The organism is Sphingomonas corticis, from assembly GCF_012035195.1.
GTDB classification, from domain to species: Bacteria; Pseudomonadota; Alphaproteobacteria; order Sphingomonadales; family Sphingomonadaceae; genus Sphingomonas; species Sphingomonas corticis.
The window spans coordinates 99761-124614 of record NZ_JAAVJH010000008.1; the positions used below are offsets into that span (position 1 = coordinate 99761).

Here is a 24854-nt window from a genome sequence, read left to right on the forward strand (position 1 = left end):
GCCGGGCGCCGCAGACCCGCTACGCTCCCCGCATGACGATCCCCGCGCCCTATCTCCTCTACCTCGGTCATTCCGACGACGAGGTCGGCCTCAAGACCTCGCGCGGGCTCGCGACCTTCCGGCGCGAGGATTGCGTGGGCGAGTGGCGGCACGACGACTGCCCCTTCTCCTTCGGCCTGCCGCGGATGGACGCGGGGGAGGCGCGGCTGGCCGGCGCGCGCACGCTGGTGCTGGGCATCGCCAATCCGGGCGGGCGCTTTCCCGAGTGGATGATCGACGACGCGCTCGTCGCCATCGCGGCGGGCATGAACCTGGCGTGCGGGCTCCACCAGCGGCTTCGCGACGAACCGCGGCTGGTCGCGGCGGCGGAGGCGTTCGGCGTGGAGCTGTTCGACGTGCGCGACGCGCCCGGCGACCTGCCGGTCGGCAACGGGAAGCGCCGCGCGGGCAACCGCCTGCTGACGGTTGGCACCGATTGCTCGGTCGGCAAGATGTACGCGACCTTGTGCCTGCGCGACGCGCTGCGCGCGCGCGGCGTGGCGGCGGATTTCCGCGCCACCGGGCAGACCGGCATCCTGATCGCGGGGCGGGGCGTGCCGCTGGACGCCGTGGTGGCCGACTTCATCGCCGGCGCGATCGAGACGCTGGCGCCCGCGCGCGACGACGACGGATGGGACCTGATCGAGGGACAGGGATCGCTGTTCCACCCCAGCTTCGCGGGCGTCTCCACCGGCCTGCTGCACGGCGCGCAGCCCGCCGCGCTGTTGCTGTGCCACGATCCGGTCCGCCCGCACATGCGCGGCCTGCCGCATTATCCCATGCCCGGCCTCGCCGAGTGTCTCGATGCGAACCTCCGCGTCGCGCGGCTGACCAGCCCGGACGTGCGCGGCGTGGGCGTCGCGCTCAACACCGCCAAGCTGGACGAGGCGGCGGCGCGGCGCCTGTGCGCGGAGACGCAGGACGCGATGGGCCTGCCCTGCACCGATCCCTGGCGCTTCGGCGCCGACGCCATCGCCGAGGAACTGCTCCGATGCTTCGCACCCTCGACGCCCGCGATGACCGCTTCGGCCTGAGCACCCCGTTCCGCATCTCGCGGGGGGTGAAGACCGCGGCGGACGTCGTCACCGTCACGATCCGGCAGGGCGATGCCGTCGGCCGCGGGGAGGGCGTGCCCTATTCGCGCTACGGCGAAACGGTGGCGGGCGCGCTCGCCGCGATCGAGGCGGCGCGCGGGCTGATCGAGCGTGGCGGCACGCGCGCCGATCTCGCCGCCGCCATGCCCGCAGGGGCCGCGCGCAACGCGGTGGACTGCGCGTTGTGGGACCTCGACGCCCGTCTCGGCCGCGCGGCGCCGGGCGCGGCGGAGAAGCTGCCCTCCGCGCTCACGATCGGCATCGACGCGCCGGAGGCGATGGCCGCGGTCGCCGCCCGGCACGCCCATGTCCCGCTGCTGAAGGTGAAGGTGGATCGCGACGGGGCGGAGGCGCAGCTCGCCGCCGTGCGCGCCGCCGCTCCCGCCCCGCGGCTGATCGTCGATCCCAACGAGAGCTGGCGCGTGGAGGACGTCGCGCGCCTGCAGGACCTGCTGGTGGCGCACCGCGTCGACCTGCTGGAACAGCCCGTGCCTGCCGAGGACGATGCCGGGCTGGCCGCTCTGGACAGCGTGGTTCCGATCTGCGCCGATGAATCGCTCCACACCCGCGCCGACCTGCCGCGGCTGCGCGACCGCTACGCCTTCGTGAACATCAAGCTCGACAAGACCGGCGGCTTGACGGAGGCGCTGGCGCTGGCGGAGGAAGCGCGGGCGGAGGGTTTCGGAATCATGGTCGGCTGCATGGTCTGCTCGTCGCTCGGCATCGCACCCGCGCTGCGCGTGGCGCGCAACGCCGCCTTCGTCGACCTCGACGGCCCGCTGTGGCTGGCGCAGGACCGCGACGGCGGCGTGCGCGACGAGGGTGGCTGGCTCCACCCGCCGGTGCCGGGCTTCTGGGGTGGGGCGGATTGACCCGCCATCATCTCGCGTCATGCCGGGCTTGTCCCGGCATCCAGAGCCACGAGCCTCGGCGTTGGCGACCCCGGATGCCGGGACAAGCCCGGCATGACGAAGAGGCAGCGGCATCATGACGCGCTGGTTCGCCATCCCCTTGTGGAAGCGTGTCGTCGGCGGCCTCGTGCTCGGCATCGCGCTGGGCGTCCTTTTTCCCGCCGCGGCGCCCGCGGTGAAGATCGTCGGCGACCTGTTCGTCCGCCTCATCAAGATGCTGGTCGTGCCGGTCGTGCTCGTCACCATCGCCGCGGGGATCGCCGCGCTGGGCGACCCGCGGCGGCTGGGACCGATCGGCGGGCGGACGGTCGGGCTGTTCGCGCTGACGACGCTGGTCGCCGTGTCGGTCGGCATGGCGGCGGGGCTGATCTTGCAGCCGGGGGCGGGTATCGCGCTCGCCGGGGTCGCGCCGCACGTCCTTGGTCCGCCCGTGTCGCCCGCGGACCAGCTGCTCGGCATCGTGCCCGCCAACATCGTCGAGGCGCTGGCGAAGGGCGACATGCTGGCGATCATCTTCACCGCCGTCCTTCTCGGCGTCGGCAGCGTGGTGGCGGGGGAGGCGGGAAAGCCCGTGGTCGCGCTGCTCCAGGGGCTCACCGCGGTGCTGCTCCACGTCGTGCGCATCGTGATGGAGGTGACGCCGTTCGGCGTCTTCGCGCTGATCGCCAATGCGGTGGCGGGCGGGGGCGCGGCGGTGTTCGTCAACGTCGGGTGGCTGGCGCTGTGCGTCGTCCTCGCCTCGCTGTTCCAGATGCTGGTCGTCCACGCCGCGCTGATCCGGCTGGTCGCGCGGCTGCCGGTGGCGCGCTTCTTCCGCGGCATCGTCGATGCGCTGGCGGTCGCCTTCTCCACCGCTTCCTCCTCGGCGACGCTGCCCGTCGCGCTGCGCGTGGCGCAGGACAATCTCGGCGTGGCGCGGCCCGTCGCCAGCACCGTCCTGCCGCTCGGCGCCGCAATCGGAAAGGACGGCACGGCGATGTACGTCGGCCTGCTCGGCCAGTTCGCGCTCCAGGCGCTGGGCGTCGTGCCCGACGCGTGGATGCTGGGCGTGATGCTGGCGACCGGGGCGCTCGCCGCCTTCGGCACCGCGCCGGTGCCCAGCGCGTCGCTGTTCATGCTCGCCGCGATGCTCTCCGCGGTGGGCGTGGGTGCGGAGCAGACCGCGCTGGTCGTCGGTCTGGTCCTGCCGTTCGACCGGCTGCTCGACATGACGCGCACGGTGCCCAGCGCGTCGGCGAACCTGACCGTGGCGACGCTGGTCGCACGGGGCGAAGGCGCGCTGGACGAACGGCGGTTCAGGGGCGACACGGCGCTATGAAATTGCGCCACATCGAGATTTTCCACGCCATCTACGTCAACGGCTCCGTCTCCGCCGCCGCGCGCGCGCTGAACGTGTCGCAGCCCTCCGTGTCGAAGACGCTGCGCCACGCGGAGGGGCTGCTCGGCTTCGACCTGTTCCATCGCACCGGTGGCCGGCTGGTGCCGACGGAGGACGCGCACGCGCTGTTCGCCGACGTCGCCGACATCCAGGAACGCGTGCGCGCGCTGAAGGAGGCCGGGCGCAACCTGCGCGCGGGCGCGGGCACCACCTTGCGCATCTCGGCGCTGCCCAGCCTCGCGTTGGGCGTGCTGCCCGCCGCCGTGTCGCGCTTCCTGGCGAAGCGACCGGAAGTGCGCTTCGACCTGCAGACCGTCCACCATGACGACCTGATGCGCAAATTGTACGAGCGCGAGACCGACGTCGCCATCGCCAGCGAGCCGCCCCACGGCGCTCCGCTGGCGCGCACCTGGCTGGGCGAGGGCGAGTTGGTGGTGCTCTATCGCGAGGAGGAGATGCCCGACGCGCCCGCGCGGGTGGAGCTGGCGCAGCTCGCCGGGCGGCCGTTCATCTCGCTGGCGGGCAGCGGCCCGATCGGCCAGGCGCTGGCCGACGAGCTGGAGCGGCTGGACGTCGCGCTGGACGAGGTGGCGGCGGCGCGCACTTTCTACATCGCCGCCGCGCTGGCGCGCGCGGGCGTGGGCATGACGGTGGTGGACAGCTTCACCGCGGAGGCGTGGATCGGTCCCGGACTGTCGTCGCGCCCGCTGAAACCCAGCATCGCGTTCGACGTCCACGCCATCCACCTGATCGACCGGCCGCCGACCGCGCTGGCGGCGGAGTTCCTGACGGTGCTGGGCGACGTGATCGAGGGGAGATAGGCATGGTGCTGGCAATTCTGCTGACGCTCGCGGCGCCGGACGCGGTGGAACAGGCACTGGCGAGCGCGGGACCGGGCACGCGCATCGGCCTGGTCGTCGCGGACGAGGACGGTCGCGAGATCGTCGCGATCCGCGCGGACGAGCGGTTCGTCCCCGCCTCGAACACGAAGCTCTACACCACCGCGCTCGCCTTTGCGACGCTGCCGGTGGCGGGACCGGACGATGCCGGCGCCACGGTGCGGCTGGAGGGGCGGCCCGCCCGTCCGGACGTGGTGCTGGCGGGGCACGGCGACGCGCGGCTCTCCAGCGCGGCCGACTGCACGGTCGACTGCCTGGCGACGCTGGCCGACGCGGTCGCGGCGCGCACCCGCCGCGTGGGCGACGTGATCGGCGACGACAGCGCCTTTCCCGACGAGCGCTGGTCCGCGGGCATGAGCTGGAACAACCAGGTCGGCCGCTACGGCACCGGCATCTCCGCGCTGACGATCGACGACAACGAGGTCGCGCTGACGGTGACGCCGGGTGCCCCCGGCGCCGCGCCCGCCATCGCGGCGGACGGCTATTACCGGATCGAGAATCGCGCCACGACCGCTCCCGGGCGCGAGACGCTGACGACCGCGCGGGTGCCGGGCAGCGACGTGCTGCGCGTGTCGGGCACGATCCCGGCGGGTGCGGCGGAGACGCTGCGCGTCGGCGTCGACGATCCCGCGCATCGCGCCGCCTGGCGGCTGGCGACGCTGCTGCGCGCGCGGGGCGTTTGGGTGGCGGGGCGGGTCGCCGTGCGCCACCGCCCGTCGTCCGCCGCCGACGATCCCGCGGCGCGCGGGAACAGCCCTGCCGCCCGCCCGCCCGAACCCGCGGCGCTGGCGCGGCTGATCCCGGCGCCGCTCGCCCAGGACCTCGTGCTGACGAACAAGGTCAGTCAGAACCTGCACGCCGAACTGCTGCTGCGCCGCGCCGGCGCGGTGACGGGCAGCGGATCGGTGGCGGACGGGCAGGCGGCGATGCGCGCGATGATGGACGCGGCGGGCGTGCCGCGCTGGCAGTACGAATTCGCTGACGGATCGGGCATGTCCAACTACAATCGCGTCACTCCGCGCGGCACGGTGGCGCTGCTGCGCTGGGGCGCGACGCAGCCTTGGGGCGCGTCGTGGCGCGCGACCTTTCCGATCGCGGGCGTGGACGGCACGCTGTCCGGACGGTTCAAGGGCACGCCGCTGGCAGGCCGGCTGTTTGCGAAGACCGGCTCGCTCAACGCCAGCAACGCGCTGGCCGGCTACATGACCGCCGCGTCGGGCCGCACGTTGACCTTCGCCATCTACGCCAACGACATGCCCGGCGACGCGAGCGCGCGGCCCGCGATGGACGCGGCGCTGCTGGCGGTGGCGGCGGCGAATTAGGCGGAGCGGCGCGATGTTCTTCGACAGCCGCGCCTGGCCGCCTCCCGCCGGAGGCGACGATCCGCCGCCCCCACCGCGACTGTCGCCGCGGCAGGAGCGGATGCTGATGCGGCTCGTCGCGCTGTTCCTGCTGCTGATGTTCGTGGGGCCGCTGGCGGGGTCGTCGGTGATCGCGGGCCTGGTGGCGCTGCTGTCCTGACGGGTCAGCCAGCGTCGAACGCCGCCACCACCGCATCCCCTGTCGCCGGGCGCAGGTCGAAGATCCCGCTGTCGAAGTGCCGCGTCGGGTGGACGCGATTGGTCAGCAGCGTCCAGGCCAGGCCGCGGTCGAAATCGACCCACAACCCTGTGCCGGTGAAGCCGGTATGTCCGATCGTGCCCGCCGAGCACGCCTGCCCGCCCGACCAGCCGGGAAAGCGGATCTCCCAGCCGCAGGTGCGATGCCCCTCCACCGGGGTGCGGATCGCCGCCAGCATCGCCGGCGACGCGCCGCTGCCGTCGAGCAGCCCGTGCGCGAAGTCGAGCACGCCGTCGACCGTGCCGAACAGCCCCGCGTGGCCCGTCCGCCCGCCCAGCGCGGAGCAATTCTCGTCGTGCACCTCGCCCTTCAGCACGCGCCTGCGCCACGCACAGCGCTCGGTCGCGACCGCGCGGCCGGGCGGCGGGCCCCACGACAGGCCGGCACCCAGCGGCAGCGCGTCCAGCCCCGCGCCGGTGATCCGCTCGACCGCGATGCCCAGCAGCAGGAAATTGATGTCGGAATAGACCGGCGGGCCGTGGCGCCACTCGCGCTGCAGGATGAAGGCGCGCAGGCGATCGGGATCGCCGCCGTAGGTGTAGATCGGCTCCACCGCGGGAAGGAAGGTGCGATGGACCAGGCAGTCGCGGAAGGTCAGCCGGCGTTCGGCGGCGTTGGCGACGTCGTACTGGCGCAGGTCGGGAATGGCGTCGGTCAGCGGCCGGTCCAGGTCGATCCGCCCCTCGTCGGCGAGGCGCAGCACGAAGCTGGTCGTGGCGATCACCTTGCTGACGCTGGCGAGGTCGAACCAATGCTCGCGCGTCAGCACCTCCGCTTCGGGCACCTTCTGCGCCAGCCCGGCGACGCGGACGTGGCGCTGCCCGTCGGCGGTGACGATGCCCAGCGTCGCACCGGGGATGCGGCCGGAGGCGAGCGCGGCGGCGGCGGGGGCGAAGGCCGTCTCGATCACGCGTCCCTCGCCCTGATCCGCGCCAGCGCCGGCAGGAAGACGATCGCGGCGAGGCTCAGCACGCCGGAGAGCAGGAAGAAGCCGTCGTACCCGATCGCATTCACCATCGTGCCCCCCGCGCCCGCCAGCAGCCGCGGCAGCAGGAAGGCGAAGCCGGTGAGGAAGGCATATTGCGCGCCCGGGTAGCGCGGGTTCACCAGCAGCGAGAGGTACACGACGAACACCGCGCCGGCGAAGCCGTTGCCGAACTGGTCGGCGCCGGTGGCCAGGTACAGCATCGTCTCGTCCACCCGCTGGTGCGCCAGCCACACGAAGCCGAGATTGCCGACAGCGGCGACCATCGCGCCCAGCGCCAGCGTCCACATCATCGGCCAGCGGGTGACGAGCCACCCGGCCAGCCCCACGCCCACCACGCTGGAGACGAGCGCCACGAAGCTGTCGGCGCGGCCGATCTGCGTCAGCGAGTAGCCCAGCTCCTTTATCATCGGCTTGGACAGGTTCAGCGCCAGCACGTCGCCCATGCGATAGAGCGAGACGAACGCCATCAGCACCAGCGCCGCGAAGCCGTAGCGCCAGAAGAAATCGACATAGGGTCCGATCGCCGCGGAGGCGCGGATCGGCGCATCCGCGGGGGCGCGGCGGATCTTCGGCAGCGCGGCGGCCATGGCGAGGAACGGCGCCATGCAGAGCGCGAGGACCCAGGGGGTGACGTTCGCCTTGGCGTCGATGCCGATCGCGGACGCCGAGGCGAGCAGGGCGGAGCCGATCAGCGCCGTCGCCGCCGCGGTCGCCAGCAGGATCCCCGCCGCGGCGGCGGTGCCGGTGACGAGGGCGGCCGCGCGCCCGCCGCCGCCCTCCGCCTCCGGCCGCATCATCGACAGGATGGGGAAGGGCAGGAAGGCGGCGACCGCGATGGCGAGATACGCGATCGTCCACCCGCCCCAGTCGGCCAGGATCAGCGCGCCCGATCCCGCCGCCACCATCGCGCTGCGATACCCCCACAGGTTGGCCGCCACGATCGGCCCCTGCTCGTCCTGCGTCGGGTACAGTTCGATACGCCAGGCGTCGGCCGCGACCTCCAGCGTGGTCGTCCAGAACGCGAGCAGCACGGCAAACAGCGCGGTCAGCGGCAGGCTGGCGTCCGACGCGGTCGCCGCCATCGCCACCATCGCGCTGATGATGCCCAGCTGCGCCAGCATGATCCACCCGCGCCGCTTGCCGAAGAAGCGCGCGAAGCCCGGCACGACGTAGCGGTCCAGCAGCGGCGCCCACACGAACTTCAGCGTGGGCAGGAGCTGAACCCACGCGAAGAACCCAATGACGGCGAGCGGCACCTGATGCGCCTGCAGCCTGAGCGCCAGCACGGTGGAGAACATGTAGAACGGCAGCCCCGCCGCGAAGCCGAGCAGGCCGTACAGCGCCATGCCGCGGCGGTCGGCGGCGGCGGCGCTCGGTTCGATGCTTGCGCCATGTTCCCGGCCGCCCTCCGTCATGCCGGGCTTGTCCCGGCATCCAGGGTCAGCCGATCGACGGTCCGCGGTCCATGGCGGCCCTCCACCCCGGGACAAGCCCGGGTCGACGGTTCGAGCCGGGCATCCGGTCGGGAAGGAAGCACGCGGCTCGACATCCGCGTCAACGTCCACGCCGCGCGCGGGCGCGTCAATCCCGCGGAAGCCGCGCGGTTATGCCTCGCCGACGATCGGATATGGACGCGGGCCCGGCGAAGGGGCCACATAGGGGCATGGCGACCTGGTACCTCGGCATCGATGCGGGCGGCAGCCACTGCCGCGCGCGGCTGTCCGACGCGCATGGACGCGTGGTGGGCGCGGGGCAGACCGGTCCGGCCAACACGCGAATCGGCCTGGGTCCGCTCACCGCCGCGCTGGAAGAGGCGATCGGGCAGGCGTTCGCCGCCGCCGGGCTGGACGCGGCGGCGCGGGCGGAGGCGCAGGCGGGGATGGGTATTGCCGGCCTCTCGCGTCCCGGCGCCACCGCGGCGCTGGAGGACGTGGACTTCGGCTTTGCCCGCGTGGCGCTCGCCACCGACGCGCAGATCGCGAACCTGGGCGCGCACCGCGGCGCGGATGGCGCGACCTTGATCCTGGGCACCGGCAGCATCGCGCAATTGCGCGTGGGCGGCACCGACTTCGCGATCGGCGGCTACGGCTTCCCCATCTCCGACGAGGGGAGCGGCGCCGCGCTCGGCCTGTCCGCCATGCGCCACGCGCTGCGCGCGCTGGACGGGCGGACGACGCGCACCCCGCTGGCGCTGGCCATCGCCGCACGCTTCGGCCACGCGGTGCCGCAGGCGGTGGCGTGGATGGATCGCGCGACCCCGGCGGACTATGCCGCGCTGGCACCGATCGTGATCCAGCACGCCGAGGCGAACGACGCCATCGCGCGCTCGATCGTCGAGGATGCGGCCACCCACGTCGAGCGCTTCATCGAGACGATCTTCGAGCGGGGCGCGCCGTCCTGCGCGCTGCTCGGCGGCCTCGCGCCGCGGCTGCGGCCGTGGCTGCGCGAGCGCACCGTCGCGCGCCTGTCCGAGGCCAAGGGCGACGCGCTGGACGGCGCGCTGCTGCTCGCCGGCCTTTCCGCGTGACGACGGAGGGCGCCGACCCGCGCTTCGTCGACATCGACGGCTGGCCCGTGGCGGACGCGGTCGCGGCCATGGCCGACGCGCAGGGCAGGGCGGTCGCCGCGCTCTCCCCCGCGCTGCCCGCGCTGTCGGCGGCGGCGGAGGCGGGGGCGGCGCGGCTCGCACGCGGCGGGCGCCTCGCCTATGCCGGCGCGGGCACGTCGGGGCGGCTCGCGGTGCAGGACGGGGTGGAGCTGACGCCGACCTACGACTGGCCGGACGATCGGCTCGTCTTCCTGCTGGCCGGCGGCGCGGCGGCGATGATGCGCGGGATCGAGGGGGCGGAGGACGATGCCGACGCCGCCCGCGCCGCGGTGGCGGGGGCCGGTCTCGGCGGGGACGACGTGCTGGTCGCGGTCGCCGCGTCGGGCCGCACGCCCTATACGCGCGCGGCGGTGGCGGCGGCGCGCGCGGCGGGGGCGCTGACGATCGCCATCGCGAACAACCCGGGCGCCCCGCTGCTGGACGATGCGGACCATGCCGTCGTGCTCGATACCGGGGCGGAGGTGGTGGCTGGATCGACGCGGATGCAGGCGGGCACGGCGCAGAAGGCCGCGCTCAACATCCTGTCGACGGCGATGATGCTGCGGCTCGGCCGGGTCTATCGCGGGCGGATGGTGGCGATGCGCGCCACCAACGCGAAGCTGCGCGCCCGCGCGGTGGCGATGGTGGCCGGGCTCGCGACCGTCGATCCTCCCGCGGCCGAGGCGGCACTTGTCGCCACCGGCTGGTCGGTACGGGCGGCGGTGCTGGTGGCGGGCGGGGCGACGCCCGACGAGGCACAGGCGCGGCTGGACCGCGCGGGCGGCGACCTGCGCCGCGCGCTCGGCTGAAGCGTCAGGCCGCGCGGGCGGCGGCGTCGTCCGCGGCGCAGAGCCACGTCTCGGCGCTCTCCGCATCGTCGAACACCCGCGCGGTGTCGCGCTCCAGCAGCCGCCGGATCTGCATCTTCACCGTGGAGGCACCCGTGACGAAGGCGAGGCGCCGGCCCTGTCCCGCGGGGTCCCGCAGGATGGCGCGGAACGCCTCCACCGTCTCCTGCGGCTGAAGCTTGCACGCCCGCACGTCGACCAGTGTCACGTGCTGTCCGCGCGGTGTCGTCATGCGCCGATAGGCCGCGGCCTGCGCAGCGACGAAATCGGCCATCTCCGTCGCGCCGAAGAAGCCGCCCAGCGTGATGCGCATCAGCCCGCGCGTGTGGTCGAAGGCAATGTCGAATACTGCTGCCATGTTTCTGAACGTAACTGATGTATGTTAAAAATCGGTTTTGCGTGTGGAAGCACTAGCGCGGGCGCAGGACGGGCGATGCCGCGCCCTCGGTCATGCGGATCGGCAGGATGCGGCCGTCCTTGGCGTAACGCACGCGGTCGATCGCCACCTGCCGCTCGCCCTTCAACGGCGCGGGGGCAGGGGGCTGTTCCCAGCGATGATAGACGATCAGCGTCCGGCCGTCGGGTGTCGTCACGAAGCTGTGGTGCCCGGGCCCCTGCCGCCGCGCGTCGCTGGTCAGGATCGCGCCGCGATAGCGCCACGGCCCCAGCGGGGAGCGCGCCGTCGCATAGTGGACCGAATAGTCCGGCCCGTTGAAGCGGCCGTGGCTGTAGCTGAGGTAATAGGTGCCGCGGCGCTCGTGCATGAAGGCGCCTTCGGTGAATTGCGGCGGCGTCGGCACGGCGACCTCGCGGCGGATCGTCACCATGTCCGGCGCCAGTTCCCACACGCGCAGCGTCGCCCCCGCGCTGCCGCCGGCGTAGAGGTAGATCTTGCCCGATCGCCTGTCGGTGAAGACCATCGGGTCGATCGCTTCGAACCCCCGCCCGGTCGGACCGGGGCCGCCCGTCACCAGCGGCTTGCCGCTGTCGACATAGGGGCCCTCGGGCCGGCTCGCGACGGCGACGCCGATGCGGCTCGGCGTCGGGTTCTGCGGGCCGACGGAGTAGTAGAGATACCATTTGCCGTTGCGCGTCGCGACGCCCGGCGCCCACAGGAAATGCTCCTTCGCGCCATCGTCGCCGATCCAGCGGATCTGGTCGCGGCGGATCAGCTCGCCGCGCGGGCGCCACGTCTTGAGGTCGCGCGAGGAGAAGGCGCCGAAGCGGTCGGCGGCCCAGCTGCCGCCCGGGCCGCCGGTGGGAAACACCCACAACTCCCCGTCGATCATTACCGCGTGCGGGTCGGCGCCCTGGAACTGCGGGTTCTCCGCCGGCGCCACCGCCGCGGTGGCGAGGAGCGCGAGCGCGACGAGGCGACGGATCATTCCGCTGCCGCCTGGCCGTAGTCGAGGACTAACACCGGTCCCACGTCCAGCACCTGCTTCGCCGCGTCGATGTGCAGCGCGGCGTTCAATTGGCCGGGCGCATAGTCGCGCGCCACCGTGCCGGCGAGTTGATACATCTTCCACTCCGGTCCGATCTCGAAGGATTTCTCGAACAGCGCCCGCACGACGGGCGTCTCCTCCAGCTGCACCCGCCCGATGCGGCCGGGCGCGCCCGCGTCGGTGCCGGTGGCGCGTGCCCAGAACGCGATCACCACCCGGTCGCCCTTGCGCACCGGCTTCAACGTCGGCGTCACCACGCCGATGCGCCAGAAATCGGCGTGGCCGGCCAGCTTGAAGCGCAGCGCCTTGCCGAACTGCACCGTCTTGTCGGCGCGCGGTGCGGGCGGAAGGGGCAGGCCGTAGGGGCGCAGCGCCTCCACCCGCGGATCGTTGACGAGGCGGTCCGCCATGCCTTGCTGCGCCGCCGCGCGGGGCGGCGCGGCGGCGAGCGTGGAAAGGCAGAGCGCGGCGGCGAGAAGAACGCCGCGCATCGTCAGAACCGGAACCGGACGCCGAGCGAGTAGACGCGCTCGAGGTAGATCTGCTGCCGGGCGTAGATGTCGCCGTCGTCGTTGAAGGCGCGCTCGCGCTTCAGCGGGTTGCCCAGCAGGTTCACGATGTCGAACGCGAAGGTGATGTTGGGGATGGGCGTGACGGTGGTGGAGAAATCGAGCTGCCCGCGCGCCTTCTCGACGATGGCGCCGGTGCGCGGCTGGCCGTTCGCGTCCACGTCCAGGTTCACCTGGCCGTATTCGGTCACGAAGTCCGAGCGGTAGTTGTAGGCGAGGCGCGCGGAGAAGAACGGCCGCTCGTACAGGCCGACCAGGTTGCCCGACCATTTCGACACGCCGGTGAAGCGCAGGCGGCTGCCGGCGACGTTCGGATTGGCGGCCAGGTTGCTGGCAAGATCGCCGCTCGAATCGACGTACGTCCCGTTCGCCTGGATGCCGAACCCCTTGGCCCAGTCCGGCAGCCCCTCGATGTCGAGGAAGCTGGTGAACTGCACCTCGGCGCCCTGGAAGCGCGTCTTGCCGGTGTTCTCCGGCAGGTTCAGCCGCGACGGGCCGTACCCGATGTCGACGCCTTCCAGGTTGACGCGCGAGATGAAGCCTTGCGCATCGCGGCGGAACAGCGCCGCCGTCAGCGAGCCGGCGCGCGAGAAGTACCATTCCAGGCTGACGTCGTAATTGTCGGACGTCAGCGGATCGAGGTTCGGGTTGCCGCCGCTGATGTTGCGCAGGTTGCTGTTCAGGCACTGCGGCAGCGACGGATCGGCCAGGCACTCGGGCGAGATGGTCGGGGGCGGGCCGACCGTCAGCGTCGGGTTCAGGTCGAAGAAGTTGGGGCGGGTGCGCGTCTGGTTGTAGTTCAGGCGCAGCTGCACCTCGGGCGTGAACTGGATCCGCGCGCTCGCATTGGGCAGATAGTCGACGTAGCTGTTGCGCGCCGTGATCGGGTTGAACGTCGGCGTGCCGGCGCCCGTGGTCTCGTCGCGCACGAAGCCGCTGATCGTCGTCTTCGTCCGCACCGCGCGAATGCCGATCAGGCCGTCGACGGTCATCGTGTCGCCGAGGTCGAACCCGTATTTCAGCTGCGCATAGGCGGCGAGCGCCTTCTCGTTGGCGGTGAAATTCTCCGTCGGGTTGAACGCGGGCAGCCCCTCGGGCGCGCCGAAATAGGTGCGCAGCTGGTCGATGTTGCCGCGGATGCTCTCCGCCGCGATGCCCGCGAAGGAATAGACGGGGAAGTTGTTGTTGTAGCTGAACGCCGGGCGCGTCGGGCGGATCGTCACCGGAAGCGCGCTGATGGGAATGTTGGCGTCGCGATACAGCGGGTTGGTGGCCACGTTGCCGACGCGGTCGATGTAGGGCGCGCCGCGGTCGCGCGTGGCGTCGCGGTCGTTGTAGCGCAGGCCCAGCTGGATACGCTTCAGGAAGCTGCCGTCGTCGAACTCATACTGCGTGTCGCCGCGCAGCTGGATGTCCTTGCCGCTGACTTCCAGATATTCCTGGAAGAAGCCGCGTACGTTGAAGTTGGCAGGGTTCGACACGTCGAAGTCGACGAAGTTGAACGTCGGGCCGCCATCCGGTCCGTCGAACACGACGTTGCGCGTCGGCGAGCTCGCGAACAGATAGTCGATGTTGTACAGTTTGAAGTTGTACTTCGAGTTCGTGTAGGCGCCGTCGACCGACCATTGCAGCCGGTCGCGCTTCCACACCATGCCGCCGCCGACCTGATAGGTGTCGGTGTGGCCGGACGCGGAGGTGTAATAGCCGTCGGGAGCGCTGGCCCCGACGACGGTCGCGCTCTGCGCCACGTTGGGCGCCCCCTCACGCGTGGTCAGGTTCTGCAGCTGGAACCCCGCGCCGCCGAAGATCGGCACGAACATCCACTGGTTCTCGTCGTCGCCGCGATAGCCCTGGTAGAGGCCGTCGACATAGACCTCCAGCTCGGGCGTCGGGCGCCACTGGAAGGCGGCGTTGGCGGACGGGCGGAAGCGGTCGCCGTTGCTGGTGAAGCGCCCCTGCGCGTCGGGATAGCGGATGTTGGCGCCCGCGCCGGGTGCCGTGTCGGCGTTGGTGGTGCCGATCACCAGCGACTGCTCGCGCGTGGCGTCGAGGTAGTTGAGGCCGACATAGCTGGCGTTCACCAGCAGGCCCATCTCGCCGATGCCCGTCTCCCACCGGTCGCTGACCAGCAGGTTGCCGTTCCACGTCAGGTTTCCGGAATGCTCCCAGTTGACGCCGTTCAGCGATCCGGAAAGCTCGAACCCGTTGAAGTCGAACGGCCGCCGGCCGCGGACGTTCACCTGGCCGCCGATGCCGCCCTCGATCAGATTGGCGGTGCCGTTCTTGTACACTTCCAGCGCCGCGACGGTGCCCGCGGGGAAGTCCTGGATCGCGACGAAGCGACCCTCGGCGGTGAAGATCTCGCGCCCGTTGTACGTGGTCGAGATGTCGGGAAGGCCGCGGATCTGCACGCCGGCGGCCTCGCCCGCGCCGCGCGTCACCTGCACGCCGGACACGCGCGCCAGCGCGGCGGAGGCGAAGGTGTCGGGCAGCTTGCCGATGTCCTCTGCGACGATCGCGTCGACGATACCGTCGGAATTGCGCTTCAGCGCCTGCGCGGACTCGAGGCTGCGGCGCAGGCCGGTGACGACGATCTCGCCATCCTCGGTCTCGCTGTTCTGCGCGTAGGGCGCGGGGGCGGAGGTGTTCGCGTTCTGGTCGGACGGGGTCAGCGGCTTGGGCGTTTCGGACGGAGAGCCGATGCCGGGGCGGCGGACGGGCGCCGGGGTGGCGGGAGCCTGCTCGGCCTGCGGCGCGGTCGCATCGGTCTGCGCCGACGCGGGGCTAACATACGCGAATGCCGCCGCCATCGAAACGGATGCACACAACAGCGCCTTGGTCTTCATGACTTCCTCCCCTGCACAGCCGCATTCTCCCGAACGGCTAAGCCATTCGGATATCTCGACGACGATGATCTTGCAATACGCATTTATCGGATAATTCGACAGGGTATTTTGCCACTTGTATGATAAATCGTTCACCCGCTAAGGTGCGCCGAAGCGGTCGCCGGATCGCTGCGGCCCCGTTGACGTTCCATGGTCGATGCGGTGGCAAGGAGGGGAATGATGATGAGCACGTCCGTCCAGCGCGAGAACCGCGCGTGAGCGACCCGACGACGCCACGCCTGCGCTCGCGCGCCTGGTTCGACAACCGCGACAATCCGGACATGACCGCGCTCTATCTCGAGCGCTACCTGAACTACGGCATCAGCCTGGAGGAGCTGCAATCGGGCAAGCCGATCATCGGCATCGCCCAGTCGGGCAGCGACCTGGTCCCGTGCAACCGCCACCACCTGGTCCTCGCCGAGCGGGTGAAAGCCGGCATCGTCGAAGCGGGGGGCATCCCCATCGAATTCCCCACGCACCCGTTGCAGGAAACGGGCAAGCGCCCGACCGCCGGGCTCGACCGCAACCTCGCTTATCTCGGTTTGGTCGAGGTGCTGTACGGCTATCCGCTCGATGGCGTGGTGCTGACGATCGGTTGCGACAAGACGACGCCCGCCGCGCTGATGGCCGCCGCGACGGTGAACATCCCCGCGATCGCGCTGTCGGTCGGCCCCATGCTGAACGGCTGGTTCAAGGGCGAGCGCACCGGATCGGGCACGATCGTGTGGCGCGCGCGCCAGATGCTGGCGGCGGGCGAGATCGACTATGCCGGCTTCATCAAGCTGGTCGCGTCCTCGGCGCCGTCCACCGGCTATTGCAACACCATGGGCACGGCCACGACGATGAACTCGCTGACCGAGGCGCTGGGCATGTCGCTTCCCGGGTCGGCCGCCATCCCGGCGCCGTACCGCGACCGGCAGGAGGTGGCCTGGCAATCGGGCAAGCAGATCGTCGAGATGGTGGCGGCGGACCGCAAGCCGTCCGACGTGCTGACGCGTGAGGCGTTCCTGAACGCGATCCGCGTCAATTCCGCCATCGGCGGGTCGACCAACGCGCCGATCCATCTGAACGCGATCGCGCGCCACATCGGCGTGGAGCTGTCGCTCGCCGATTGGGAATCGCACGGCGCGGACGTGCCGCTGCTGGTCAACCTGCAACCCGCGGGCGAGTATCTCGGCGAGGATTACTATCGCGCCGGCGGCGTGCCGGCGGTGATGGGCGAGCTGTATCGCGCGGGCATGCTCCACGGCGACGCGCTGACGGTCAACGGCCGCACCGTGGCGGACAATATCGCCGGGGCGCGGATCGAGGACGAGAAGGTGATCTTCCCGCTCGCCGCGCCGATCAAGGAGCGAGCCGGCCTCACCGTCCTCAGCGGCAATCTGTTCGACGGCGCGGTGATGAAGCTGTCGGTGATTTCCGACGAATTTCGCGACCGCTACCTCTCCGATCCCGCCAATCCCGGCGCGTTCGAGGGCAAGGTCGTCGTCTTCGACGGGCCGGAACATTACCACCACGCGATCGACGATCCCGCGCTCGGCATCGACGAGAACACGATCCTCGTCATCCGCGGCGCCGGCCCGGTCGGCTATCCCGGCGGCGCGGAGGTGGTGAACATGCGCCCGCCCGCCGCGCTGATCCGCGAGGGCGTCCACGCGCTGCCGTGCATCGGCGATGGCCGCCAGTCCGGCACCAGCGGCAGCCCGTCGATCCTGAACGCGGCGCCCGAGGCGTCCGTTGGCGGCGGCCTGGCGCTGCTGCGCACCGGCGACCGCGTCCGCATCGACCTGAATGCGCGCACCGCCGACATGCTGGTCGACGCGGGCGAGATCGAGCGTCGCCGCGGCGAGCTGGCCGACGTCGAGCGCGCGGTCACGCCCGAATCGCAGACGCCGTGGCAGGAGATCCAGCGCGGCATCGTCGGCCAGTTCGACACCGGCGCGGTGCTGGAGCCGGCGATCAAATACCAGCGGATCGCGCAGACCCGCGGGCTGCCGCGCGACAGCCATTGATGCCGTCCCCTCGCATCATCGCGCGCGACCGCCGCGACACGCTGGGCGAGGGGCCGATGTGGTCCGCGCGCGAGGAGGCGGTCTACTGGGTCGACATCCTCGGCCGCCGGCTGAACCGCCTGTCGCTACGCGATGACGCGGTGACGTCGTTCGAGATGCCGGACGTGATCGGCTGGGCGATCGAGCGCGAGGACGCGCTTGGCTTCGTCGCCGGCATCGGCCGCCGCTTCGTGCGGCTGACGCTCGATCCCGTCACGATCGAGACGATCGCCGCGCCCGAGGACGATCGCGACGGCAACCGCTTCAACGATGCGAAGGCGGATGCGAAGGGGCGCATCTGGGCCGGCTCGATGCCCTTCACCTGCGATCGTCCGACCGGCAGCTTGTACCGGCTGGATACGGACGGCAGCGCGACTCGCGCGGACGACGGCTACACGATCGCCAACGGCCCGGCGATCCCGCCCGGTGGCGACTTCCTGCTGCACACGGACACCGCCGAGGCGACGGTCTACCGCTACGCCGTGCGTGACGACGGCTCGCTGGCGGACCGCACGCCCTTCATCGTGTTCGACGCCGACTGGGGCAATCCGGACGGCATGACCTTCGACGCCGACGGCGGGCTCTGGGTGGCCTGCTGGGGCGGGTCGTGCGTGCGGCGGTTCGACGCGGACGGGCGCTTCGACCGCAGGATCGACCTGCCCGCGTCGCAGATCACCAGCTGCACCTTCGCCGGCACGAACCTGGACCGCATGTTCGTGACGTCGGCGGCGGACGGGGTGGACGAGCCGGCGGGCGGCTGCCTGTTCGAGGTGGACCCGGGCTGCCGCGGCCTGCCCACCCCGCGCTATCGCGGCTGACACAACAGAAGACGAGAGGGAGCAAGATGAAGCGCACGATGATCCTGGCGGCGGTCGCGACGATGGTGTCGGCCGGTGCCGCGGACGCGGCCACGGCGACGCGATCGACCTTCGGCAAGATGGCGGACGGCCGCGCGGTGGAGGCGGTGACGCTGACCAACGGGCGCGGCGTTTCGGCGCGCATCATCGCGCTGGGTGCCGCGATCCAGTCGGTGACCATGCCCGACAAGACCGGCAAGCGCGAGGACGTGCAGGGCGGCTACGACACGATCGACGGCTATCTGACGAAACCCGAATATTTCGGCGCCACCGTCGGCCGCGTCGCCAACCGCATCGACAAGGGCCGCTTCACGATCGACGGCCGGAGCTACTCCACCCCGGTCAACGACGGCGCCAATTCGCTCCACGGCGGGACCAAGGGGTTCGACAAGGTGCTGTGGCAGGTGGTCGACGTGAAGAACGGCCCCGCCGCCTCGGTCACGCTGCGCTACGTCAGCCCCGACGGCGACATGGGCTATCCCGGCACGCTGACCACCGACGCGACCTACTCGCTCGACGAGGAGAACCGGCTGCGCATCGAGTACAAGGCGACGACCGACCGGCCGACCGTCGTCAACCTGTCGAACCATTCCTACTGGAACCTCGCCGGCGTGGGCTCGCCGCGCGGGGCAATGGGGCACGTCCTGACGATCCCCGCAGAGCGCTACACGCCGGTCGATTCGGGGCTGATCCCCACCGGAGAGCGCAAGCCGGTGGCCGGCACCGTCTTCGACTTCCGCACGCCGCGCGCGATCGGCGACCGCGTGCGCGACGCGCGCGACGTGCAGATGAAGTACGGGCGCGGCTACGACCATAACTGGATCGTCACCGATCGCGTCACGCCCGACGAGCATCTGATGGTGCGCGCGGTCGATCCGGTGTCCGGCCGCGGCTTCGAATTGTGGTCGAACCAGCCCGGCCTGCAATTCTACTCCGGCAACTTCTTCGACGCGACGATCACCGGCAAGGGCGGCCAGATCTATCGCATGGGCGATTCGATCGCGGTCGAGCCGCAGCTGTTCCCCGATGCGCCGAACAAGCCCGATTTCCCGTCGGCGCGGCTGAACCCCGGGCAGACCTATCGCAACGTGATGACCTACCGGCTCTTCGTAGAGCGCTGAGGAGAGGATCGATGAAGGCAATTTTCGCGGGCCTGCTCGCCACCGCTTCGCTCGCCGCCGGCACGGCGGATGCCCGCGCCCGCTGGACGGAGGCGCAGGCGAAGGCGTGGTACGACAGGCAGCCGTGGCTGGTCGGCGCCAATTACGCCCCGGCCACGGCGATCAACCAGCTGGAGATGTGGCAGGCGGAAACCTGGGATCCCAAGCGGATCGACTACGAACTGGGCCTCGCGCAGGGGATCGGCATGAACACCATGCGCGTGTTCCTGCACGACCAGTTGTGGACGCAGGATCCGGAGGGCTTCAAGCGCCGCATCGACGAGTTCCTCTCGATCGCGCAACGCCACGGCATCCGCCCGCTGTTCGTGCTGTTCGACAGCTGCTGGGATCCCGATCCCAAGCCGGGGCCGCAGCACCCGCCGATCCCGGGCGTCCACAATTCGGGCTGGGTGCAGGGCCCCGGCCTGCCGGGCCTGCGCGACAGGAGCCGCTATCCCCAGTACAAGGCCTATGTGCAGGGCGTCGTTTCCGCCTTCGCCAAGGACGATCGCGTGCTCGGCTGGGATCTGTGGAACGAGCCCGACAACGGCGCCGACCAGTACAAGGGGCAGGAGGGCAAGGAGCCGCTGGTCCGCGCGCTGCTGGCGCAGGTGTTCGACTGGGCGCTGGACGCCGACCCGACCCAGCCCGTCACCAGCGGCGTGTGGTGGCACGACGACTGGACGCCGACCGGCGGCAAGCTGACGCCGATGGAGAAGCTGCAACTCGGCCGCTCCGACGTCATCACCTTCCACGACTATAGCTGGCCGGAGACGTTCGAGGGGCGCGTGCGGCAGTTGCTGCCGTACAACCGACCGATCATCTGCACCGAGTATATGGCGCGCGGCAACGGCTCCACGTTCGACGGCTCGCTGCCGATCGCCAAGCGCATGAACGTCGGCATGATGAACTGGGGCTTCGTCGACGGGAAGACGCAAACGCGCTTCCCGTGGGACAGCTGGAAGAAGCCCTATGTGCTCGAGGAGCCGACGATCTGGTTCCACGAGGTGTTCCGCAACGACGGCACGCCGTATCGCACCGCGGAGACGGACCTGATCCGCCGGCTGGCGGCGGCGCCCAAGGGCGTGGTTCCCGCCGCCGCCCCGGCACCCGCGCCGATGGAGCGGCGCCAGCGGCGGTAGCATCCGGCGATCACCCTCACCCTTCCGGCGCTGCGCGCCTCCCTCCCTCTCCCGCCGGGAGAGGAAAGGGGCCCGCTCGGCGCAGGCGGGTGGGAACGGTGAGGGCGACCACTTACCGCACCACCGGCACCCCGTCCGCGCCCCATCGCACCGCGCGCACGTGCGGCGCGCGTTTCTGCGTGCAGCCCATGCCTGCCGCGGGATTGGCGTGGAAGACGATCCAGTCGCGTCCACCCGCGCGGTAGAAGCCGTTGTGACCCGGCGCGAAGATGCGCTCCTTCGCCGAACTCGCCAGCGCCGGCCCGGGCAGCTTGGTCCAGCTCGCCGCCCTGGTCGGATCGCTCCCCTTGCGCGCCCGCAGCAGGCCCACGGCATAGCCGTCCGACCAGCAGGCGCTGCCCGAATAGGCGAGGAACAGGTCTCCCTTCGGTCCCTGAAGGAACGCCGGTCCTTCCAGGATCTGGCGCCCGCCCTGCCGCTCCCATGCCTGGTCCGGGCGCGCGACGATCGTCTCTTCGCCCGCCAGCGTCCACGGGTTCGCCATGCGGGCGACGGCGATCACGCTGTCCGGTCCTACATAGGGCGAGTAGGCGAAGTAGCGCTGGCCGCCGACGACGAAGGTGGTGCCGTCGATCCCCGCCCGCGCGGTGTTGACGCGCCCGCGGTCGATCCAGCGCCCCGCCAGCGGATCGTCGCCGTCGTTCTCCAGCACGAAGACGCCGCGGTGGGCGTCGTCGTCGTGATCCTTGTCGACCGCGGTATAATAGAGGAACCAGCGGCCATCGATGCGGTGCAGCTCCGGCGCCCAGATCGACCGGCTGTTCGGCCCGCTCGCCGGCGCGCGCCACACCGTCACCGCGGGCGCGTCCGCCAGCCGGGCGAGGTCGCGCGTGCGCCGGATCGACAGCCGGTCGCCCTCGGTGCCCATATAGTAATACCAGCCATCCGCCTGCGTCACCCACGGGTCGGGTCCGGACGGCAGCAGCGGGCCGGCGGGCGCCGACGCGGCGAGCAGCAGCGGCGCGACCACGCCCGCCAGCGCGCGCCTCACGCCCGCCACGCCGCGACGAACGCGCGCGCCGCGGCGCCGACCTCGGCGGCGGTCGCGCCGGGCTTGTAGAGCGCGGAACCAAGCCCGAAGCCGTCCGCCCCCGCGGCACGCCACGGCGCCATCGTGTCGGGCGAGACGCCGCCAACCGCCAGCACCGGCACGTCGCGCGGCAACACCGCGCGCTGCGCCTTCAGTACCGCGGGGCTGGCCGACTCCGCCGGGAACAGCTTCAGCGCGCTCGCCCCCGCCTTGATCGCCGCGAACGCCTCGGACGGCGTGAGATAGCCGGGCATCGAGATCATCCCTGCCGCCGCGCTCGCCGCGATCACGTCGGTGTCGGTGTTGGGCGAGATCACCAGCGTGCCCCCCGCGTCGCGCACCCGCGCCACGTCCTCGACGCGCAGCACCGTGCCCGCGCCCACCAGCGCGCGGTCGCCCACCGCGCGCGCGAGCGCCGCGACGCTGGCGAACGGGTCGGGCGAGTTCAGCGGCACCTCGACCAGCGTGAACCCCGCCTCGACCAGCGCCTCGCCGATCGGCACGACCTCGGCCGGAGTGACGCCGCGCAGGATGGCGACCAGCGGGAGGGCGGCGAACGCGCCGGTGAAATCGGGGGTCAAATCGGGGGCGACATCGGTCATGCGATAAGCTCCTCAAGCCGGACGATCCCGGCGACGAACGCGTCGTGGCTGTCGAGGGTAACGGGCACCGCGCCGATCGTGCGCAGCGCCGCGGCGTACAGCGCGCCGAGCGTGGGGTCGGCGAGCAGGTGGACCTGTTCGCCCGGCAACGCCTGCGCGCGGCAATCGGCACCGATCAGCAGGCCGCTGACGTAGGAGGCGGCGTCGGCATCGTCGCGCAGGCCTAGCAGGCTGGCGGGCCGCACGCCGAACAGCGCGGCGGCGAGGTCGCCTTCCGCCGACCGCGCCACGCCGTCGCGGAACGCCGTGCCATCGGCCACGCCGCCGGTCATCGCCGCGCCGATCAGCGCGTGGTCGCGCAGCAGCGCGAACAGTTCGCCCGTCATTGCGGTGGCGAAGCCGTCGATCGCGCCGCCCGCCATGCGCGCCCATTTGCAATGCGTGCCCGGTTGGCAGAGCAGGCCGTCCGCCGGCGCCATCCCGGTCGCCGTCGCGCCGAGCAGCTGCACCTCCTCGCCCCGCATCACGTCGGCGCGGCCTTGTTCCAGCGTCTTCACACCGGGCACGATCGCGATGCCAGGCGCAGGGCGCGCGACCGCGGCGGCCAGCGTCTCCAGCGTGGCGGGGCAGGGGACGTAGCCCGCGTCGATCCAGCCCCGATTGGATCCGACCATGCCCGCCAGCAGCATCGGCCCGCCGCCCATCCGCTCGCGCAAGGCGGCCGCTTCCGCCGCGAACCCGCCGGCGGGCACGGAAAGGATGCCTGTCGCGTCGCGATCGGTGTGCGTGACCACACCGTCCTCGATGACATAGGCGCGCCGGTTGGTCGTGCCCCAGTCGACGGCGATGAAGCGTCTCGTCACCGGCTCTCTCCCGCGCCGCCACTCGATATCTGCCCCGGTCGTTTATATGATGAATCGCACTTGTCGAGGGGGTGTCGATCTGCGACACCGCTGGCGCAGCGGCGATCAGCCGCGTCGGGGAGGGGCGGATGCACAGGTTGGGCGATGGCCGCTGACGATCCGCTGGTGCGCGGCGAACTGGGTCGCAATCTTACCTTCGGCCTTCAGGAACTGCTCGGTCGCGCCATCGTGATCGGCGACTATCGCGCGCGGCCGTTCCCGACCGAGGCGGAAATCGTCAAGATCCACGGCGTCAGCCGTTCCGTCACGCGAGAGGCGGTGAAGATGCTCGGCGCCAAGGGCCTGCTCGGCGCCCGGCCCAAGCAGGGCACGTTCGTCCGGCCGGAGGAGGCGTGGAACCTCTTCGACACCGACGTGCTGCGCTGGCTGCTCGAACGCAAGTCCAGCCTCGTCCTCCTGCGCCGCTTCAGCGAGCTGCGCAGCGCGGTGGAACCCGCCGCGGCGGCGCTGGCGGCGGTCCACGGCTCGCCCGATCAGAAGGCCGCGATCGGCGCGGGGCTGGAACGGATGCGCGCGGCCGACCGCGGCGACGACGACACGCTGGATGCGGACATCGCCTTCCACGTCGCCATCCTGCGCGCGTCGAACAACCCCTTCTTCGCGCAGTTCCGCGACGTCGTCGCCACCGCGCTGCGCACCTCGATCCGCTTCACCAACCGCCTGTCGGGCCGCTCCGCCAGCATCGGCGACCACGCCGCCGTGCACGAGGCGATCGTGGCCGGCGACGCGGCGGCGGCGCGGGCGGCGATGACCATCCTCATCGACAAGGTCCTCGTCCTCATCGAGCGCTTCGTCGAGCAGGAGGCGGACAGCCAATCCTCGGGAGTTTCTGCATGACCATTCCGATCGCCCTCGTCGGCGTCGGCAAGATCGCGCGCGACCAGCATCTGCCCACCATCGCGGCGAGCCCCCATTTCCACCTCGCCGGCGTCGTCTCGCGCCACGCCGACGATCTGGACGTCCCGGCCGCGGCCACCATCGCCGCGCTGAAGGAGCAGGTGCCGGACCTCGCGGCGGTGTCGCTGTGCACCCCGCCGATGGGCCGCGCCGCGCTGATCGGCGAGGCGCTGCACCTCGGCCTCCACGTCATGGTCGAGAAGCCGCCCGCGGCGACGATCAGCGAGGCGGAGCGCTTCGCCGGCATGGCGCGCGCGGCGGGGCAGGGGCTGTACCTCACCTGGCACTCGCGCGCGGCGAGCGGCGTCGAGCCGCTGCGCCAGTGGCTGTCCGGCAAGGCGATCCGCCGCATCGCGATCGAGTGGATGGAGGACGTGCGCGTCTGGCACCCGGGACAGGAGTGGATCTGGGAGCCGGGCATCGGCGTGTTCGATCCCGGCATCAACGCGCTCTCGATCCTGACCCACCTGCTGGCAAGCCCGGCGGAGGTGCGCGAGGCGGTGCTGCGCTACCCCGCGGACCGTGCCGCGCCGATCGCCGCGACGCTCGCGCTCGCCAGCGACGCGGCGGCGGAGATCGCGGTCGACTTCTCCTTCGACCAGCGTGGGCCGCAGACGTGGACGATCGCCGTCGAGACCGACGCCGGCCACGCCATGCTGCGCGATGGCGGCGGACGCCTGTTCGTCGACGATGCGGAAGTGGCGGTGCCCGAGGGGACAGAATACGGCCGCCTCTACGCCCGCTTCGCCGAGGTGGTGGCGCAAGGAGCCATCGACGCCGATCTCGCCCCCTTCCGGCTGGTCGCCGACGCCCATCTGATCGGCCGGCGCGAGACGGTCGCGCCGTTCCGCTGGAACGACTGACCCCAT

General features: G+C 71.6%; 23 protein-coding genes. 14 read left to right on the top strand and 9 right to left on the bottom strand.

What is annotated here, in order from left to right; translation table 11 throughout:
• Positions 1-32: 32 nt before the first annotated feature.
• The 6 genes from dgcN (at position 33) to HBH26_RS13650 (ending at position 5842) form a co-directional block, all read left to right on the top strand.
• Positions 33-1073 (top strand): N-acetyltransferase DgcN, encoded by a 1041-nt coding sequence (gene dgcN / locus HBH26_RS13625; protein WP_168135172.1) that lies wholly within the window; start codon positions 33-35, stop codon positions 1071-1073.
• Positions 1031-2005, top strand: a complete 975-nt coding sequence (gene dgcA / locus HBH26_RS13630; RefSeq protein ID WP_168135173.1) for an N-acetyl-D-Glu racemase DgcA — start codon at positions 1031-1033, stop codon at positions 2003-2005. Before dgcN ends, dgcA begins: the two co-directional genes overlap by 43 nt.
• Positions 2006-2120: 115 nt before the next feature.
• Positions 2121-3362, top strand: coding sequence for a dicarboxylate/amino acid:cation symporter (locus HBH26_RS13635; protein WP_168135174.1), 1242 nt, complete (start codon positions 2121-2123; stop codon positions 3360-3362).
• A complete protein-coding gene (locus tag HBH26_RS13640; RefSeq protein WP_168135175.1) occupies positions 3359-4243 on the top strand; it encodes a LysR family transcriptional regulator in 885 nt (294 codons plus the stop codon). Before HBH26_RS13635 ends, HBH26_RS13640 begins: the two co-directional genes overlap by 4 nt.
• 2 nt (positions 4244-4245) lie before the next feature.
• Positions 4246-5643 (top strand): D-alanyl-D-alanine carboxypeptidase/D-alanyl-D-alanine endopeptidase, encoded by a 1398-nt coding sequence (dacB, locus tag HBH26_RS13645; RefSeq protein WP_168135176.1) that lies wholly within the window; start codon positions 4246-4248, stop codon positions 5641-5643.
• A gap of 13 nt (positions 5644-5656) precedes the next feature.
• The gene (locus HBH26_RS13650; protein WP_168135177.1) at positions 5657-5842 is read left to right on the top strand and encodes a hypothetical protein; all 186 of its coding nucleotides are present in this window, start codon (positions 5657-5659) and stop codon (positions 5840-5842) included.
• A gap of 4 nt (positions 5843-5846) precedes the next feature.
• On the opposite strand, the gene HBH26_RS13655 is transcribed toward HBH26_RS13650, so the two are convergent.
• A complete protein-coding gene (locus HBH26_RS13655) occupies positions 5847-6851 on the bottom strand; it encodes a serine hydrolase (protein WP_168135178.1) in 1005 nt (334 codons plus the stop codon).
• On the bottom strand, positions 6848-8344 hold the full coding sequence (locus HBH26_RS13660) for an MFS transporter (RefSeq protein WP_239024791.1): 1497 nt from the start codon (positions 8342-8344) through the stop codon (positions 6848-6850). The genes HBH26_RS13655 and HBH26_RS13660 overlap by 4 nt, the downstream gene beginning before the upstream one ends.
• 248 nt (positions 8345-8592) lie before the next feature.
• Between HBH26_RS13660 and HBH26_RS13665 the strand changes: the two genes are divergently transcribed.
• Entirely contained in the window at positions 8593-9456 is an 864-nt protein-coding gene (locus HBH26_RS13665; RefSeq protein ID WP_168135179.1) for a glucosamine kinase nucleotide-binding domain-containing protein, read from the top strand.
• The gene (locus HBH26_RS13670) at positions 9453-10325 is read left to right on the top strand and encodes an N-acetylmuramic acid 6-phosphate etherase (RefSeq protein WP_168135180.1); all 873 of its coding nucleotides are present in this window, start codon (positions 9453-9455) and stop codon (positions 10323-10325) included. Before HBH26_RS13665 ends, HBH26_RS13670 begins: the two co-directional genes overlap by 4 nt.
• A gap of 4 nt (positions 10326-10329) precedes the next feature.
• Here HBH26_RS13670 and HBH26_RS13675 read toward each other — a convergent pair whose 3' ends face one another.
• Genes HBH26_RS13675 through HBH26_RS13690 form a run of 4 tightly spaced genes read right to left on the bottom strand, consistent with a single transcriptional unit; the run spans position 10330 to position 15224 of the window.
• Positions 10330-10722, bottom strand: coding sequence for a hypothetical protein (locus HBH26_RS13675; protein ID WP_168135181.1), 393 nt, complete (start codon positions 10720-10722; stop codon positions 10330-10332).
• 52 nt (positions 10723-10774) lie between these two features.
• On the bottom strand, positions 10775-11749 hold the full coding sequence (locus HBH26_RS13680) for a family 43 glycosylhydrolase (RefSeq protein WP_168135182.1): 975 nt from the start codon (positions 11747-11749) through the stop codon (positions 10775-10777).
• Complete coding sequence (locus tag HBH26_RS13685; RefSeq protein ID WP_168135183.1) at positions 11746-12300, bottom strand: hypothetical protein; 555 nt, start codon at positions 12298-12300, stop codon at positions 11746-11748. Before HBH26_RS13685 ends, HBH26_RS13680 begins: the two co-directional genes overlap by 4 nt.
• A gap of 2 nt (positions 12301-12302) precedes the next feature.
• Positions 12303-15224 carry a TonB-dependent receptor gene (locus HBH26_RS13690; RefSeq protein ID WP_168135184.1) on the bottom strand — a complete coding sequence of 974 codons (2922 nt, stop codon included), beginning with the start codon at positions 15222-15224 and terminating at the stop codon, positions 12303-12305.
• A gap of 320 nt (positions 15225-15544) precedes the next feature.
• On the opposite strand from HBH26_RS13690, the gene HBH26_RS13695 reads away from it, so the two are divergent.
• From HBH26_RS13695 to HBH26_RS13710, 4 genes are read left to right on the top strand one after another with little or no spacing between them, the layout of a single operon-like run.
• Entirely contained in the window at positions 15545-17275 is a 1731-nt protein-coding gene (locus HBH26_RS13695; RefSeq protein WP_239024802.1) for an IlvD/Edd family dehydratase, read from the top strand.
• The gene (locus tag HBH26_RS13700) at positions 17275-18132 is read left to right on the top strand and encodes an SMP-30/gluconolactonase/LRE family protein (RefSeq protein ID WP_168135186.1); all 858 of its coding nucleotides are present in this window, start codon (positions 17275-17277) and stop codon (positions 18130-18132) included. Before HBH26_RS13695 ends, HBH26_RS13700 begins: the two co-directional genes overlap by 1 nt.
• 26 nt (positions 18133-18158) lie before the next feature.
• The gene (locus tag HBH26_RS13705) at positions 18159-19292 is read left to right on the top strand and encodes an aldose epimerase family protein (protein ID WP_168135187.1); all 1134 of its coding nucleotides are present in this window, start codon (positions 18159-18161) and stop codon (positions 19290-19292) included.
• A gap of 11 nt (positions 19293-19303) precedes the next feature.
• Positions 19304-20473 carry a cellulase family glycosylhydrolase gene (locus tag HBH26_RS13710; protein WP_168135188.1) on the top strand — a complete coding sequence of 390 codons (1170 nt, stop codon included), beginning with the start codon at positions 19304-19306 and terminating at the stop codon, positions 20471-20473.
• Between the two features lie 112 nt (positions 20474-20585).
• Here the strand turns inward: HBH26_RS13710 and HBH26_RS13715 are convergent, their stop codons facing one another.
• The 3 genes from HBH26_RS13715 to HBH26_RS13725 are packed head-to-tail and all read right to left on the bottom strand — an operon-like array spanning position 20586 to position 23028.
• The gene (locus HBH26_RS13715; protein WP_338057378.1) at positions 20586-21533 is read right to left on the bottom strand and encodes a glycoside hydrolase family 43 protein; all 948 of its coding nucleotides are present in this window, start codon (positions 21531-21533) and stop codon (positions 20586-20588) included.
• Positions 21521-22165, bottom strand: coding sequence for a 2-dehydro-3-deoxy-6-phosphogalactonate aldolase (locus HBH26_RS13720; RefSeq protein WP_168135189.1), 645 nt, complete (start codon positions 22163-22165; stop codon positions 21521-21523). The genes HBH26_RS13715 and HBH26_RS13720 overlap by 13 nt, the downstream gene beginning before the upstream one ends.
• Positions 22162-23028: a 2-dehydro-3-deoxygalactonokinase gene (locus HBH26_RS13725; protein ID WP_168135190.1), complete on the bottom strand. Its 867-nt coding sequence runs from the start codon at positions 23026-23028 to the stop codon at positions 22162-22164. The genes HBH26_RS13720 and HBH26_RS13725 overlap by 4 nt, the downstream gene beginning before the upstream one ends.
• 144 nt (positions 23029-23172) lie before the next feature.
• Here HBH26_RS13725 and HBH26_RS13730 point away from each other — a divergent pair, with 144 nt between their 5' ends.
• On the top strand, positions 23173-23925 hold the full coding sequence (locus HBH26_RS13730) for a FadR/GntR family transcriptional regulator (protein ID WP_168135191.1): 753 nt from the start codon (positions 23173-23175) through the stop codon (positions 23923-23925).
• A complete protein-coding gene (locus HBH26_RS13735; protein WP_168135192.1) occupies positions 23922-24848 on the top strand; it encodes a Gfo/Idh/MocA family protein in 927 nt (308 codons plus the stop codon). Before HBH26_RS13730 ends, HBH26_RS13735 begins: the two co-directional genes overlap by 4 nt.
• Positions 24849-24854 lie beyond the last annotated feature (6 nt).

Excerpts from the sequence above, each read along its gene's own strand:
- HBH26_RS13665 (WP_168135179.1), top strand. The coding sequence starts at position 8,593 with ATGGCGACCTGGTACCTCGGCATCGATGCGGGCGGCAGCCACTGCCGC.
- HBH26_RS13695 (WP_239024802.1), top strand. The coding sequence starts at position 15,545 with ATGACCGCGCTCTATCTCGAGCGCTACCTGAACTACGGCATCAGCCTG.
- HBH26_RS13705 (WP_168135187.1), top strand. The coding sequence starts at position 18,159 with ATGAAGCGCACGATGATCCTGGCGGCGGTCGCGACGATGGTGTCGGCC.
- HBH26_RS13700 (WP_168135186.1), top strand. The coding sequence starts at position 17,275 with ATGCCGTCCCCTCGCATCATCGCGCGCGACCGCCGCGACACGCTGGGC.
- HBH26_RS13710 (WP_168135188.1), top strand. The coding sequence starts at position 19,304 with ATGAAGGCAATTTTCGCGGGCCTGCTCGCCACCGCTTCGCTCGCCGCC.
- HBH26_RS13635 (WP_168135174.1), top strand. The coding sequence starts at position 2,121 with ATGACGCGCTGGTTCGCCATCCCCTTGTGGAAGCGTGTCGTCGGCGGC.
- HBH26_RS13660 (WP_239024791.1), bottom strand. The coding sequence starts at position 8,344 with ATGACGGAGGGCGGCCGGGAACATGGCGCAAGCATCGAACCGAGCGCC.
- HBH26_RS13730 (WP_168135191.1), top strand. The coding sequence starts at position 23,173 with ATGGCCGCTGACGATCCGCTGGTGCGCGGCGAACTGGGTCGCAATCTT.
- dacB (WP_168135176.1), top strand. The coding sequence starts at position 4,246 with ATGGTGCTGGCAATTCTGCTGACGCTCGCGGCGCCGGACGCGGTGGAA.
- HBH26_RS13640 (WP_168135175.1), top strand. The coding sequence starts at position 3,359 with ATGAAATTGCGCCACATCGAGATTTTCCACGCCATCTACGTCAACGGC.
- HBH26_RS13680 (WP_168135182.1), bottom strand. The coding sequence starts at position 11,749 with ATGATCCGTCGCCTCGTCGCGCTCGCGCTCCTCGCCACCGCGGCGGTG.
- HBH26_RS13675 (WP_168135181.1), bottom strand. The coding sequence starts at position 10,722 with ATGGCAGCAGTATTCGACATTGCCTTCGACCACACGCGCGGGCTGATG.
- HBH26_RS13735 (WP_168135192.1), top strand. The coding sequence starts at position 23,922 with ATGACCATTCCGATCGCCCTCGTCGGCGTCGGCAAGATCGCGCGCGAC.
- HBH26_RS13650 (WP_168135177.1), top strand. The coding sequence starts at position 5,657 with ATGTTCTTCGACAGCCGCGCCTGGCCGCCTCCCGCCGGAGGCGACGAT.
- HBH26_RS13685 (WP_168135183.1), bottom strand. The coding sequence starts at position 12,300 with ATGCGCGGCGTTCTTCTCGCCGCCGCGCTCTGCCTTTCCACGCTCGCC.
- HBH26_RS13720 (WP_168135189.1), bottom strand. The coding sequence starts at position 22,165 with ATGACCGATGTCGCCCCCGATTTGACCCCCGATTTCACCGGCGCGTTC.
- dgcN (WP_168135172.1), top strand. The coding sequence starts at position 33 with ATGACGATCCCCGCGCCCTATCTCCTCTACCTCGGTCATTCCGACGAC.
- dgcA (WP_168135173.1), top strand. The coding sequence starts at position 1,031 with ATGCTTCGCACCCTCGACGCCCGCGATGACCGCTTCGGCCTGAGCACC.
- HBH26_RS13690 (WP_168135184.1), bottom strand. The coding sequence starts at position 15,224 with ATGAAGACCAAGGCGCTGTTGTGTGCATCCGTTTCGATGGCGGCGGCA.